This is a genomic window from Paenibacillus shunpengii (assembly GCF_042684905.1).
In the GTDB taxonomy this organism is placed as follows: domain Bacteria; phylum Bacillota; class Bacilli; order Paenibacillales; family Paenibacillaceae; genus Paenibacillus; species Paenibacillus shunpengii.
Map to the genome: position 1 here is coordinate 2,915,896 of NZ_JBHUMJ010000002.1, position 13,965 is coordinate 2,929,860.

The window sequence follows — 13,965 nt, forward strand, 5'->3', positions numbered from 1 at the left end:
GCTGCTTAAATCAAAAGTATATATAGTTTTTAATTCCCCTTTTTAATGGGATATGAAATTGATTCTAGTATAGATAGATAAGACCGGAACCATGCAAGGATTACAATCAGCTTATAATGATAGGCCATCAAGGTTAATTATATGATTATAAATGAAAATCCTCCGATTGTGGAATCGGAGGAAAAGATCAGCTCAAGCATTTCACTTGTTACGCCTTCTCTACATTAAAATATTGAGCCTCCGGATGACTGAACACCATTGCCGATACGGATGCCTCAGGCTCCATCATATACCCTTCTGTCAGCTCTACGCCGATATCTTCAGGACGCATCAAGCGGAATAGCGGTTCCTGGTCTTCCAAATCTGGGCAGGCAGGATAGCCAAAAGAAACTCGTATTCCTTGATATCTTGCTCCAAGACGCTGCTTCATGGTCATATCTGCCGAATCAGGGAATCCCCATGTATCTCTCATCATATGATGAACACGCTCCGCCAAGCCTTCAGCCACTTCCAGCGCAATGGACTGAAGAGCATGGAACCGGAGATAGTCCCCTTTCTCTTTCCACTCCGCAGCCAGCTCTGAAATGCCATGTCCTGCGGTTACCACTAAAAATCCTACATAATCCATAACACCCGATTCAACTGGCTTTAGGAAATCGGCCAAACAAAGGTATGGATCGACTTTTTGTCTCGGGAAAGTAAAGGTGTGCAATACCTTTGAATGATCTTCCGGATCATAGATGATGATATCATTTCCTTGAGACTGCGCTGGGAAGAACCGATACATTGCATTGGCCTTAATGATTCCGTCCTTGACCGCCTCATCCATAATTTGATCGACGGTTTCTTTAAGCTGAATTGCCTTGGAATCACCTGATTTAAGCAGCTGCTCCACGTTGCCTTTTAATCCCAGATGATGCCCCAGCAGCATCTGCATGTTAACATAAGGAAGAATATGACTAATCGGATAATTCCGAATGGTATGTCTAGCTAGATCAGGCGGCAAATATACAGGTGCCTCTTGAGAAACTTTGGAGCGTTCCACTCTCGTCAGCTCGGGTAAGGGGATCACATTACTAACAGCTGCGGCATCCTTCTCCTTCTCAAGCTCCATTTCCTTCAGCATCAGCTCTCTGGATTGCGGATTCATCAGCTTGTTGGCGATGTCAAGTCCGTCCATGGCATCCTTCGCATATACAACCATTCCGCTGTATTCAGGTCTGATCCGAGTTTTGGTAAATTTCCTTGTCAGTGCTGCTCCACCTACCATAATGGGTACGTCAATTCCTGCATTCCTTAAGTCCTGTGCAGTGAGCACCATTTGCTGTGCCGATTTGACTAACAGACCCGATAAACCTATCGCATCTACTTTCTCTGCACGATAAGACTCAATGATACGTTCTGGTGGTACTTTTATACCCAAATTGACGATCTGGTAACCATTGTTCGCGAGAATGATCTCGACAAGGTTCTTACCGATATCATGCACATCACCTTTCACCGTTGCGAGCATAATCTTACCTTTAACCGAGGTTTCGTTCTTCTCCATGAATTGCTCCAGATGAGCAACAGAAGCTTTCATTACCTCTGCACTTTGCAGTACCTCAGCAACAATGAGCTCATTGTTGTTGAATAGTCTTCCAACCTCCTCCATCCCTTTCATCAGAGGTCCGTTGATGATCTCAAGTGGACTGTATTTCGCTCTTGCCAGCTCCAGATCAGGGATGAGTCCTTCCTTACTGCCTTCAACGACGTAAGCAGCTAAACGTTCTTCCAAGGTCAGATTAGAGATTTGGACTTTCTTCTCTACTTTTTTATTACGGAATGCGGCTACAAAAGCAGCTAAGGTTTCATCATTCGTACGGTAGATTAAATCTTCGGCAAGTTTACGTTCTTCAATTGGAATAGAGGCGTAACGCTCTACTTTTTCTGTGTTAACGATCGCATAATCAAGTCCTGCCTTGGTGCATTCATACAAAAAGACAGAATTGAGCACTTCACGCCCTGCCTCAGGCAGTCCAAAGGAAACATTACTTACTCCAAGGATCGTATGTGTTCCTGGTAATGCGGACTTGATCAACCGAATGGCTTCAATCGTTTCAGCCGCAGATCCAATATACTGCTCGTCTCCTGTACCTACAGGAAACACAAGGGTATCAAATATAATGTCTTCCGGTTTAAGACCGTATTTATTCACGAGAAGATCATACGATCGTTTGGCAACGTCAAGCTTGTCTTCCCTGCTAATTGCCTGCCCTCGCTCATCAATCGTTCCCACAACGACAGCTGCTCCATATTTATGGATGATCGGCGTTACGTTCTCAAATTTATCCTCGCCATCTTCCAAATTAATAGAATTGATAATCGCTTTTCCTTGGGAATATTGAAGGGCTAGATCAATGACTTCACTATCTGTTGTATCTATCATTAGAGGTACTTTGACTTTCTTAACAACAAGCTCAAGGAAATTACGCATATCCTCGGCTTCATCTCGATCAGGGTCCTGCACACAAATATCAACAACCTGCGCTCCATTCTTAACTTGAGCACGCGCAATTTCAGAGGCCTCTTCATACTTGCCTTCTACAATCAGGCGTTTAAATTTACGGGAACCGAGTACATTTGTTCGTTCACCAACCATATAAGGACGATTATCCTGTTCTACATACACAGGATCTATACCCGAAATAGCTGGAGGATGTTCTCCAGTTAGCGGACGTGGCTTCATCGTTCCCAGCTTATCAGCAAGAGCCCTGATATGATCCGGTGTCGTACCACAGCATCCCCCTGCAATATTGATCCATCCTTGTTCTGCAAAAGCTGCAATCTTGGTTGCCAGCGAATCAGGCGATTCATGATATTGTCCATTCTCATCCGGCAAGCCAGCATTGGGATAACAGCTGACCGCTGTTCCTGCCATGGACGATAATGAACGAATATGATCTCTCATAAATTCAGGACCGGTTGCGCAGTTTAGCCCGACCGATATCGGGTTAAGGTGTTCTAAGGAAATATAAAACGCTTCAATGTTCTGACCTGCTAGCGTTGTACCCATTGGCTCAATTGTCCCTGATATCATAATGGGAAGCTCGATGCTCCGTTTGGCGAACGCCTGCCGGATACCGATGCTGCCAGCTTTGACATTGAGTGTATCCTGAGAGGTTTCCAGCAGAAGCACATCGACACCGCCGTCGATCAATGCGATAGCCTGCTCTTCATAGCTGTCAATCAGCTCTTGAAAAGTTACCCCTCCTGTAACGGACAAGGTCTTTGTCGTTGGGCCCATAGCTCCTACGACATATCGTGGAGATTCTGGTGAATTATATTTATCCACAGCTGCTCTAGCCAGCTTTGCCGCAGCGAGATTAATTTCTCTTGCTTGATGCTGTATATCGTATTCTGCTAGCACGACAGAAGTGGCTCCAAAGGTGTTCGTTTCAATAAGATGAGCGCCAGCTTCAAGATAACGTTCGTGTATATTTTGAATCAATTCCGGTTTAGTCAGCACAAGTATTTCATTACAGCCATCCAGCTCTTCACCGCCAAAGTCCTCGGCAGTCAGGTTTTCTTGCTGGATCATGGTGCCCATGGCGCCATCTAGAATTAATATTCGTTTATTCAACGCATCCTTTAAGTCACTCTTGATCACTGTCATACCTCCCGCAAAACGTTAAATCTTAGTTTAGCAGAAACACCACCTGTTGGGAAGGTAAATCATCGACAGAAAATCAGCGTCATGTCAGCGTTATCGGCTTCAAGCCTAGTTACAATTCATATTATCCACGAACAACACTTAGCAAAGGCAGAATAAATAATTCATTAAACCAATTTGAAAAGAGGGAATAATCATGCCAGAACTATTGATCAAAAACACGAATGAAAGAATTAGCGGAGTGGAGAATGTTCGTAATTATCTCAAAGACTGTAATGTACTCTATGAGCAATGGGATTCAACCAAGCTGCCTGCAGAACTCAAGGGCCACAAGCTGCTGTCTGACGAAGAACAAAAGCAGGTCTTGGACCTCTATAAAGAAGAAATTTCTGAATTGGCTGGTCGTCACGGCTATCAACAATGGGAAGTCATTTCCTTGTCAAATGCCACTGCCAATCTCGAAGGGGAGCTTGCTGAGCTCGATGAAATGCATGCACATGGAGATGAAGGAGCTCATGCCATTCTGTCAGGCAACGGTATTTTAAGTATGAAGGATGATAATTCAGGTTATTTCGATATAGAGCTAACCGCAGGGGATGTCATTGTGATTCCTGAGAACACTCCCCATTCATTTGCTCTAATGAAGAACAAGGAGGTCATTGCCGTACGGTTAACTATTAAAGAAAACGGTTGGACCCTATCTCCTTACCCTGATCCCGCTTACATTAAAAATGGACAACCTCATTGAGGTTGTCCTAGTTTTTCCTTGCTTGTCCTATACTTCTAGTTGACACTATTCTTCCACCACAATCTGCACAGATGGCATAGCGTGGAAGCCTCTTGCTGTAACATGAGAAGTAACCTTGTATTCTCCCGCAGTTTTAAACTGATAGTCAAATACATAGACTCCTTCCCCTTGGTGCTCCGCCTCAAACTCCATACTAACACCATCCGATGTAGCAACCTCGAACATGACTTCGTCCGCATCATCTATGACATCTGCTTGCTGAGTCACCACAGCCTCCATATGTACGGTTTCATTCAGGCTTATCTGTTGACTCGACGCACTCAGCTTGACATCAATCGGTTCCATGAGAGCAGCCGGCTCCGAAGAAGCTTCAAATGAGCATCCTGAGATTAGAATACATAGAGTTAATATAATGAAACCCATCGATATTTGGCGCCGGATAGGATTGAAGTTGTTCGATGTCAAGAAGAGTTTCAATATTTTCATCTTCCTTCCTGTATTCTAGTAAAAAGAAAACCGCCGCTGCTCTGCAGCAGATGCGGTTACTTGGAAGATTATATCATTTGTTTTATTTCAGATAAATGCTTTATTTCTACGTCTGGAGTGAAGGCTTCCTCGTTCAGCTTGTTATTACGGTTAATCCAAACCGCTCTGATTCCAGACGCAAGAGCTCCCTTAATATCTGTAGTGAGCTTATCGCCAACCATCAGCGCTTCCTCCGGAGATACATCCAGCAATTCCAAAGCATGCTTGAAAATAGAAGGATCCGGCTTTCCTTTGCCAAATGTACCTGAGATCACAATATGGTCAAAGAAAGGAACCAGATCAGGAACCCCATCCAGCTTCTCTTGCTGAAGAGCAGGGCAACCATTGGTTAACAAGAGAAGCTTCACTTTCCCTTGCAGTTCAGCCAGCGTCTCTAACGTCTCATCATACATGTAAGGACGGTTTCGGCGTTCTTTACCGAAATGCTCGGCTAGCTCCGCTCCGAGTTCCGGCTGATTAATACCCAGAGCAAGAAGACCCTTGGTCCAAGCATCTCTACGGTAAGTAGGAGCAATTTCTTCAAGCTGCTTGAATTCAGCTCTGTCACTTCCATTAAAATTAGCCCACAATCCTTCAAAAGGGTTAATGCCAATCATTTTTGTAAAAGCAAACGTTTCATACGATTCATACAGCTTCCTTGCTTCATTGCGGACAGAAGTCTCCAGTTCATGAGGATCAACGCCTGTTTGCTTCGATGCAACTAGACATGTTTCATAAAAAGCTTCCTCTACACTCCGCTCATCCCATAAGAGTGTATCATCCAAATCGAATAGCACTGCTTTGATAGACATGCTTCTCTCTCCCCCGAAAGTATGGTATCGTATGTTAGGCTTCTTACTACACTCTCTTATCTTCGACAGGTATTTGATGATTCTGTGCGTATTGCACAAGTCGTGCTCCCATCGCTTCTACATCGTATAGATTAAGCAGTTTGCTGAACACCCAAGGACCGCCTTTACCGTTGCGCTCAACAATGACAGAACCTTTTTCCAACACAATTTTCTTAATATCCTCTGCACCCATGGAACGTTCTCTGCTTAGCTTAATCGTCTTAATCCGCTTCTTACCGACTTTGAGATACGGCCGGCGCATAAAGTACATCAGAGCAAGTCCAAGATAAAGCGCAAATACGACCCAATCAAATGCCCCTACTCCACCTGTAGTCAAGCCGCTAAGGGTCAGGAACATAAATGAAAGGACAACGAGTACAAATGGGAACAAAAAGGCTCTTCCTTTAAATACATCCTCTTGTTCAACACCAGATCCGATGGATGGCTGGCCTCTTTTTTTACGATCTTTATTAATTTTCTGCTGGTTTTTCTTCACTGATCTTTCAAATGAACTCGCCATGAGTATCCTCCTTCAATCTATAACAAAAGCATGTACCTATTTATTGAATCATTTTCCTTTTGAATAAGTGTCGCCGCTTACATCGTCCACAATTTCAATGGATTCCAGCTGCTGACGGAAGTTGCTGCGGATGTTGTTCAAATAGATCTCTCTAAGCTCAGCCCGTTCAGCCAATTCTGCATCATTAAGCCCGGATTCCTTCTGCTTGCGGGCAAGCTCATTAATCCGCGCAACTAGACTTTCAATATCCAACTTTCTTCCCCTCCAAAATGCATAGTCTCTTTAACTTTGACATGATTAGAAAAGGTTGTCAAGGTAAATACCTGTATAGTCAGCATTTGATGCAGAATAGAAAAAAAGACGCAGATTAAGCCGCGTCCTTAGCATGTTATAAATTATAAACGAATTATACATATCAATCAAAATAAGGGAGATTTAACAGCTGTCCTGTTTGTATATGAGAGCTGGATAAACCATTAATATGCTGAATTTGATTAACATAATCTCTTATATCCATACCTTCCGGCTTATGCTCTGTACCGATCGCCCATAAAGTATCGCCAGGCTCCACAACAATCTTCTCGTATGCTACCTCTTGACCCGCGTCTGCAAATACCGTCATGAAACCCGTTAAGCTCAGAAGAAGGATTGAAGCTATCAATATCAAACGGATTAGTCTCTGCTTGTTCTTCTTCATTATAATATGTATCGTCTCACCCAAATTATTATTAGTCGATTCATCTGTTCTAGAATGTATGCTGTGATAAGTGCTGTATTTAAGCATTATTCCAACCTCCAAACGTTTGTTCTCATTCCTTACAAAACTCACTATAACACGAACATGTGTTTTGGGCAATAGTTTTTGAGAACAATTGTTCTGTATTTTTTTAGAACTAATGTTTGTACGAACGGAGGTTCTATGCTATAATTTTCCCAAACGTTATTATGTGGAGTTGATACGGTATGTCGAAGGTATCCAGCAGGCAGTTAGCAATTCTGGAGTTTATACGCAATGAAGTCCGATTGAAAGGATATCCGCCGTCCGTAAGAGAGATTGGTGAAGCTGTTGGTCTGGCCTCCAGTTCAACCGTTCACGGACACCTGGATCGTCTGGAGAAGAAGGGGTTAATTCGTAGAGACCCTACTAAACCACGGGCTATTGAATTGCTTGGTCAAGATGATAGTGATGATAATGTTCTTCAATTTACGCAGACAGTTGCTCGTGTTCCTGTCGTTGGTAAAGTCACTGCTGGTATTCCAATCACAGCTACAGAGAATATTGAAGATTATTTCCCACTGCCGATGCAATATGTTGGCGAGGAGAAGGTATTCATGCTATCTGTTGTCGGGGACAGTATGATTGAGGCGGGAATTTCGAATGGTGACTATGTTATCGTCCGCCAGCAGCAAACAGCGAATAACGGAGACATCGTCGTCGCGATGACGGAAGATGATGAAGCTACCGTTAAGACGTTCTATAAAGAGAAGGACCATATTCGCTTGCAGCCAGAGAATCCTACATACGAACCTCTCCGGCTTACGAAAGTAACCATTTTGGGTAAGGTTATCGGCTTGTTCCGTGACTTCCTTCATTAATTTGCCATTCTTTTATTTCTAGTATAGTATGTACAAAGCCGAGATCTTCTTGAGAAGATCTCGGCTTATTTTGTAGTAAGATGTAAGTAGTTTCTGAAATACTAATATCCAGCATGCTCTCTACTCGCCTACTCGGGTGATTAAGCACTGCATTCAGTCGTTACGAGCAAGAATTTGAAGCCTACTAGTCATAATATTGTTTAAATTGTTTTCTCACCAAAAAAAGAAAAACCCTTGAGCGCTTAGAGCGCCAAGGGTTTCCGGTTTTAGTAAAGCGTCAAATATTGATCGCGTTCCCATTGATGTACTTGTGTTCTATACATGTCCCACTCGATTTCTTTCAGTTCATAGAAGTGAGCCAGGGCATGATCTCCAAGCGCCTCAGTGATAACTTCGCTGCGGATCAGCTCATGCAATGCTTCCTTCAGATCAGCTGGGAGTGAAGGAATACCTTCTTCAATACGCTCTTCTTCAGACATGATGTAAATGTTGCGGTCGATTGGAGCAGGTAGACTCAGCTCACGGTTAATTCCATCCAATCCGGCTTTGAGCATAACAGCCAGTGCCAGATAAGGGTTCGCAGCAGGGTCTGGATTACGTACTTCAACACGAGTACTCAGCCCGCGGGAAGCCGGAATACGGATCATCGGACTACGGTTACTTGCAGACCATGCTACATAGCAAGGTGCTTCATAACCAGGAACCAAACGTTTGTAAGAGTTCACTGTCGGATTCGTAATTGCTGCCATAGCACGTGCATGCTTGAGAATACCAGCCATGTAGTGGCGAGCTGTCTTGCTGAGTCCCAAAGTATCGGATTCATCATAGAATGTATTCACATTGTCTTTGAATAGAGATTGGTGGCAGTGCATACCCGAACCATTCATACCGAACAGCGGCTTAGGCATAAATGTCGCATGCAGTCCATGCTGACGAGCAATCGTTTTGACAACCAGCTTAAAGGTTTGGATCTGGTCAGCAGCCTTAATGGCATCGGCGTATTTAAAGTCAATCTCATGCTGCCCAGGAGCAACCTCATGGTGTGAAGCTTCAATTTCAAAGCCCATTTCCTCAAGTGTCAGCACGATTTCACGACGGCAGTTCTCTCCAAGATCGGTAGGAGCAAGGTCAAAATAACCACCTTGGTCATTCAGCTCTTCCGTTGGATTACCATTAGCATCCGTACGGAACAGGAAGAATTCAGGTTCTGGACCTACATTCATCGAAGTGTAGCCCATTTGCTCTGCTTCTGTCAGCACACGCTTCAGAATACCGCGTGGGTCCCCCGCAAACGGAGTTCCGTCCGGCATATACACATCACAAATAAGACGCGCAACACGATTCTCTGTTACCCACGGGAAAATAACCCATGTGTCCAGATCCGGGTACAAGTACATATCTGATTCTTCAATACGAACGTAGCCTTCAATGGAGGAGCCGTCGAACATCATCTTGTTGTCGAGTGCTTTCTCCAGCTGGCTTACGGGAATTTCAACGTTCTTAATTGTTCCGAGCAGATCGGTAAACTGCAAACGAATAAAACGTACATTTTCTTCTTTCGCTATGCGGAGAATGTCATCTTTTGTATAACTCACTATATCCTCTCCCTCTTCTTCTTAAAAGTATCAGCTACAACAAGTATTGCTATTGCAGATTGATGATATACCGCAGATAACGCCACTACAGAGCTGCAAGAAATGATGGGTCCCATTCATTGTCACAGGCAAAGGATAAGATGTCAAGAAAGCGATTACGAGCGCTTAAGCCTTCTTATCCTGTTATCCTTATACCCGTTCCCCTTCGTTAACTAACATCACTTCTTGTTAAAAAATCTTGACAGCTCGCCTTGAATCAGGGATACCTGACCCGGGCGTTTACCGCCAGACACCAGCTGCTGCTTGAGTAAACGGTGGAGCTGTGAATCGGACAGCTCTCTGCGCTTCACTTCGGTGTCCGCTGTGATGATCGTTGCTTCCTCTGACTCTTTCGTGACAGGATTCATCACTTGTTTGATTCCAGCTATGTTTACACCCTTCTCAATGAGGGCTTTAATCTCAAGCAATCGTTCAACATCATTAAAAGAAAACATTCTTTGATTGCCCGAGGTACGTGCAGGTACGATCAAATTATGCTGTTCATAGTAGCGGATCTGGCGTGCAGACAAATCAGTAAGCTTCATCACAATACCAATTGGAAATAAGGCCATGTTTCTGCGTATTTCGTCACCCATCTCGTTCATCTACCTTCCAAGTATTCTAAGATATCATCATTGTACATTTTTATGATACCAAGTGTCAATGATGTGTTAGGTAAACTTACAGTAAATTACGATTTTTCATCGTTTGTAACGCCATGAGCACACCGTATTTCACATGAGAATAAGTAAGTCCGCCTTGCATGTAGCCAATATAAGGCTCGCGAATCGGCGCATCAGCCGAGAGCTCGAGACTGCCTCCTTGAATAAAGGTTCCCGCAGCCATAATTACCGGATGTTCATATCCCGGCATATCCCATGGCTCCGGCACGACATGACTGTCCACTGCAGCGGCACGCTGAATACCTTGTACGAACGCAATGAGATGCTCTGGTCCACTAAAGGAAACCGCCTGAATCAAATCGGTTCGCACTTCATTCCATGCCGGCTTCGTTTCAAAGCCGACCGCTTCGAACATGGCTGAGGCAAAGATACTCCCCTTGATGGCTTGTCCAACGGTAGATGGAGCTAGATACAATCCCTGATATATCCCTCTGGTGGTACCCAGCATTGCACCCACTTCTCCCCCAATGCCAGGTGCAGTTAAGCGGTATGCAGCCAGCTGAACGTACTCTGCTTTTCCGCAAATGTACCCCCCTGTCTCGGCAATACCTCCACCTGGATTTTTGATCAGAGAACCCGCTATCAAGTCAGCCCCTGCCTCCGTCGGCTCCTGCTCCTCTGTAAATTCTCCGTAACAATTATCGACGAATACAATGACATCCGGCTTGATCGCTTTTACTTTCTCAATCATTTCTTTGATCTGCTGAACTGTAAAGGAGGAGCGCCAGTCATATCCTCGTGAACGTTGAATGCCAATGACCTTGGTATTTACATGAATCGACTGTTCTACTGCTGCGAAGTCCACCAGCCCTTCAGGAGTCAAATCCGTTTCGCGATATGTAATCCCAAAATCATACAGAGATCCTGTGCCATCGCCTGGCTTGCCGATCACCTTATGAAGCGTGTCGTAAGGCTTGCCCGTAATGTACAGGAGCTCATCTCCAGGTCTTAGCACACCAAAAAGAGCGGTGGCAATCGTATGCGTCCCGGATGCAAAATGCGGACGCACCAAAGCCGCCTCCGCTCCAAACACGTCGGCGTATACTTCGTCTAATACTTCTCGGCCGCGATCGTTATATGCGTAGCCCGTAGAGCCTGCAAAATGGAAGTCACTTACTTGATGCTTCTGAAATGCATCTATTACCTTCCATTGGTTGCTGTCGATGATTAGGTCTACTTCTCGCAGCCGTGATTCTATCTTGTGCTCAATCGTTTGCTGTAGCTTAACAATATCTGCTGAAAAAACACCCATTCCTCTTTATTCTCTCCTCACAAAACTAACACCAACATTACTTTAGTGCGTTACATTATTAGTATGCAAAATTACATCAAATTGACGAATCAATAAAATCCTTTAACAAATATCCATGCTTCTCATATTCGCCCTTTTGGACCTGAACCTCATAGATAACATCATTCTCATCATATGTCGTTTCGATTACATCGCCGACTCGATAGACGACAGAAGTGATATCTCCACGCTCCGCAGGAATTCTAAACTTAACCGTATCTCCAGTCAGTTCATCCTGTATTAATTCACGAATGCTCAGCAGGTCCTGCTCATCAAATGCACTGATTTTTCTATAGCCTTTGCCAGACGGAAGCATTTGCAGCTGCTCGGGAGAACAAGCATCCTTCTTATTAAAGAGCACAATTTGTGGTTTATCGGAAGCACCCAGCTCCTGCAGCAGTTGTTCAACGACATTCATTTGTTCCTCTCTCATCGTAGAAGAAGCATCAACAACATGCAGGATCAGGTCTGCCTCATTCACTTCTTCGAGCGTTGCCCTAAATGCAGCAACCAGCTCATGCGGAAGGTTCTGTATAAACCCTACTGTATCCGTTAACACAATTTCTTTACCGCTTGGCAGCTCCATCGTTCGGGAAGTAGGATCCAAGGTTGCGAATAACTGGTTCTCAATATATACATCAGCAGAAGTCAGCTGTTTAAGAAGTGTAGATTTACCAGCATTCGTATAGCCAACCAATGCCACTTGAATTACACCGCTCTTCTTACGGCGTTCCCGGTGCAGCTTGCGGTGACGAGTCACCTCTTCTAATTGACGCTTCAAGTCGTTAATCCGTCCGCGAATATGTCTGCGATCCGTCTCCAGCTTGCTCTCACCCGGTCCTCTTGTGCCAATCCCCCCGCCAAGGCGTGACAGGTTCTTACCGTGTCCAGACAGTCTTGGCAGAAGGTAAGAATGCTGTGCCAGCTCTACCTGAATAATGCCCTCTCTCGTATGAGCACGCTGTGCAAAAATATCCAGGATGAGCTGGGTTCGATCTATAATTTTGAGATCAAGGCTTTCTTCAAGATTACGCACCTGCGCTCCAGACAGCTCTTGGTCAAAAATGGCGGTCGTTGCACCAAGCTCCTCTGCTGCTGCACGAAGCTCTTCCACCTTACCTTTACCGATAAACCACTTGGAGTCCGGAGTCTCCCGATTCTGAGATATGACGCTCAGCACTTCAACGCCTGCTGTTTCAGCAAGCTTAACGAGCTCTTCCAGCGAATACTCAGGGTTAATGCCTGACCGCTTAACTTCATCGGTAACTAAGCTGACTAATACAGCCTTATCTTTTATCTCCGTGGATGTTTCATGTGTGGAGTTATTCATTTCTTAAGCTCCTTCAGATATAGGTAACGTCTACAATTTCAGTCCCTATGGAATGTAAGTGAATGTCTATTATCGCTCATTTCTTGTCTAGCTTCAAATCCTCAACCCGTAGCGTCATCAGCTCCAGCTTGCCTGGGTTTCCTGAGGAGTACTGATTCAGCAGCCGGACCGCCTGATGCCTGATTGACTTCTCAATCAAATTGCGAACATACCGTGCGTTGCTGAACGCTTGTGACGTTTCATTTTTCTCATCAAGCAGATGCTGCTTTAACTTGAGTATGGTCTGAGGCATCAAAATATAATCTCGATCCTTAGCCATAAGCTCAGAAATCTGAATCAACTGATCAATTGAATAGTCAGGAAATTCAATCTGAATCGGAAATCTGGACGGCAGTCCAGGATTCGTCTGCATGAAGAAATCAATTTCGTCAGAATAACCTGCAAGTATCAATATAAATTGATTCTTGTGGTCTTCCATTGCTTTTACAAGCGTATCAATCGCCTCTTTGCCAAAATCCTTCTCACCGCCGCGTGCCAAGCTGTAGGCTTCATCAATAAATAAAATGCCGCCTAACGACTTTTTCACCAAATCTCTCGTTTTTTGAGCCGTGTGACCAATATACTCGCCGACCAAATCAGCTCTCTCGACTTCAATAAGATGCCCTTTGGTCAGGACTCCCATCTTCTGAAAAAGCTTGGCGACGATACGAGCAACCGTGGTCTTGCCGGTACCGGGATTGCCTTTAAACACCATATGATACACATGAGAACCGCTCATGAGTCCCGCATCAGATCTCATCTGCGCAATTTGCAGAAATGCATAAATTTCAAACACAAAATCCTTAATACTCTCGAGGCCCACCAGCTGATCCAATTCCTTCTGTATATCCTGATACATCGCAAACTGCGGATTGTTCTTTAAAGAGGCGGCAGTCTCTTCCGGATCTGATATGGACTCTTTGTTCAGACCATAGCCTTCTGTCTGATTCCGCAAAACAACATTAATTTGCCGGGAAGGTCTGCCTTCCGGCCGCTCTCCTGCTGCCATCGCTCTTCCGTTCATATACACGCTCACCTCAACTCCATAAGGGGCTAACTTCTCTATCTAAAGTATTCTAGTTAGTTCAATGTTATT

At 44.5% G+C, this 13,965-nt stretch carries 13 protein-coding genes; 2 read left to right on the forward strand and 11 right to left on the reverse strand.

Annotation, left to right across the window (positions count from 1 at the left end; all coding sequences use genetic code 11):
• Positions 1-208: 208 nt before the first annotated feature.
• Entirely contained in the window at positions 209-3,589 is a 3,381-nt protein-coding gene (metH, locus tag ACFSVM_RS13575; RefSeq protein ID WP_371264546.1) for a methionine synthase, read from the reverse strand.
• A 259-nt stretch (positions 3,590-3,848) separates the two neighbouring features.
• Here metH and ACFSVM_RS13580 point away from each other — a divergent pair, with 259 nt between their 5' ends.
• Positions 3,849-4,400 carry a cupin domain-containing protein gene (locus tag ACFSVM_RS13580; protein WP_379262713.1) on the forward strand — a complete coding sequence of 184 codons (552 nt, stop codon included), beginning with the start codon at positions 3,849-3,851 and terminating at the stop codon, positions 4,398-4,400.
• Positions 4,401-4,445: 45 nt separating this feature from the next.
• Here ACFSVM_RS13580 and ACFSVM_RS13585 read toward each other — a convergent pair whose 3' ends face one another.
• The 5 genes from ACFSVM_RS13585 to ACFSVM_RS13605 all read right to left on the reverse strand — a co-directional run bounded on the left by ACFSVM_RS13585 (position 4,446) and on the right by ACFSVM_RS13605 (position 7,080).
• The gene (locus tag ACFSVM_RS13585) at positions 4,446-4,745 is read right to left on the reverse strand and encodes a FixH family protein (RefSeq protein ID WP_379262715.1); all 300 of its coding nucleotides are present in this window, start codon (positions 4,743-4,745) and stop codon (positions 4,446-4,448) included.
• 209 nt (positions 4,746-4,954) lie between these two features.
• Positions 4,955-5,737, reverse strand: a complete 783-nt coding sequence (locus ACFSVM_RS13590) for an HAD family hydrolase (RefSeq protein ID WP_076312792.1) — start codon at positions 5,735-5,737, stop codon at positions 4,955-4,957.
• A gap of 46 nt (positions 5,738-5,783) precedes the next feature.
• Positions 5,784-6,296, reverse strand: a complete 513-nt coding sequence (locus tag ACFSVM_RS13595; protein WP_076312793.1) for a hypothetical protein — start codon at positions 6,294-6,296, stop codon at positions 5,784-5,786.
• A gap of 48 nt (positions 6,297-6,344) precedes the next feature.
• Complete coding sequence (locus ACFSVM_RS13600; RefSeq protein ID WP_076312794.1) at positions 6,345-6,548, reverse strand: DUF896 domain-containing protein; 204 nt, start codon at positions 6,546-6,548, stop codon at positions 6,345-6,347.
• 163 nt (positions 6,549-6,711) lie between these two features.
• Positions 6,712-7,080 carry a LysM peptidoglycan-binding domain-containing protein gene (locus tag ACFSVM_RS13605; protein WP_076312795.1) on the reverse strand — a complete coding sequence of 123 codons (369 nt, stop codon included), beginning with the start codon at positions 7,078-7,080 and terminating at the stop codon, positions 6,712-6,714.
• A gap of 179 nt (positions 7,081-7,259) precedes the next feature.
• On the opposite strand from ACFSVM_RS13605, the gene lexA reads away from it, so the two are divergent.
• A complete protein-coding gene (gene lexA / locus ACFSVM_RS13610) occupies positions 7,260-7,892 on the forward strand; it encodes a transcriptional repressor LexA (protein WP_076312796.1) in 633 nt (210 codons plus the stop codon).
• Positions 7,893-8,158: 266 nt separating this feature from the next.
• Here lexA and glnA read toward each other — a convergent pair whose 3' ends face one another.
• The 5 genes from glnA to ACFSVM_RS13635 form a co-directional block, all read right to left on the reverse strand.
• Positions 8,159-9,487: a type I glutamate--ammonia ligase gene (glnA, locus tag ACFSVM_RS13615; RefSeq protein WP_076312797.1), complete on the reverse strand. Its 1,329-nt coding sequence runs from the start codon at positions 9,485-9,487 to the stop codon at positions 8,159-8,161.
• Between the two features lie 218 nt (positions 9,488-9,705).
• Positions 9,706-10,122, reverse strand: coding sequence for a MerR family transcriptional regulator (locus ACFSVM_RS13620; protein ID WP_047910662.1), 417 nt, complete (start codon positions 10,120-10,122; stop codon positions 9,706-9,708).
• Between the two features lie 85 nt (positions 10,123-10,207).
• On the reverse strand, positions 10,208-11,461 hold the full coding sequence (locus ACFSVM_RS13625; protein ID WP_076312798.1) for a methionine gamma-lyase family protein: 1,254 nt from the start codon (positions 11,459-11,461) through the stop codon (positions 10,208-10,210).
• A gap of 76 nt (positions 11,462-11,537) precedes the next feature.
• Positions 11,538-12,830 (reverse strand): GTPase HflX, encoded by a 1,293-nt coding sequence (gene hflX / locus ACFSVM_RS13630; protein WP_379262720.1) that lies wholly within the window; start codon positions 12,828-12,830, stop codon positions 11,538-11,540.
• Positions 12,831-12,906: 76 nt separating this feature from the next.
• Positions 12,907-13,893, reverse strand: coding sequence for an AAA family ATPase (locus ACFSVM_RS13635; protein ID WP_076312800.1), 987 nt, complete (start codon positions 13,891-13,893; stop codon positions 12,907-12,909).
• Between the last annotated feature and the right edge of the window lie 72 nt (positions 13,894-13,965).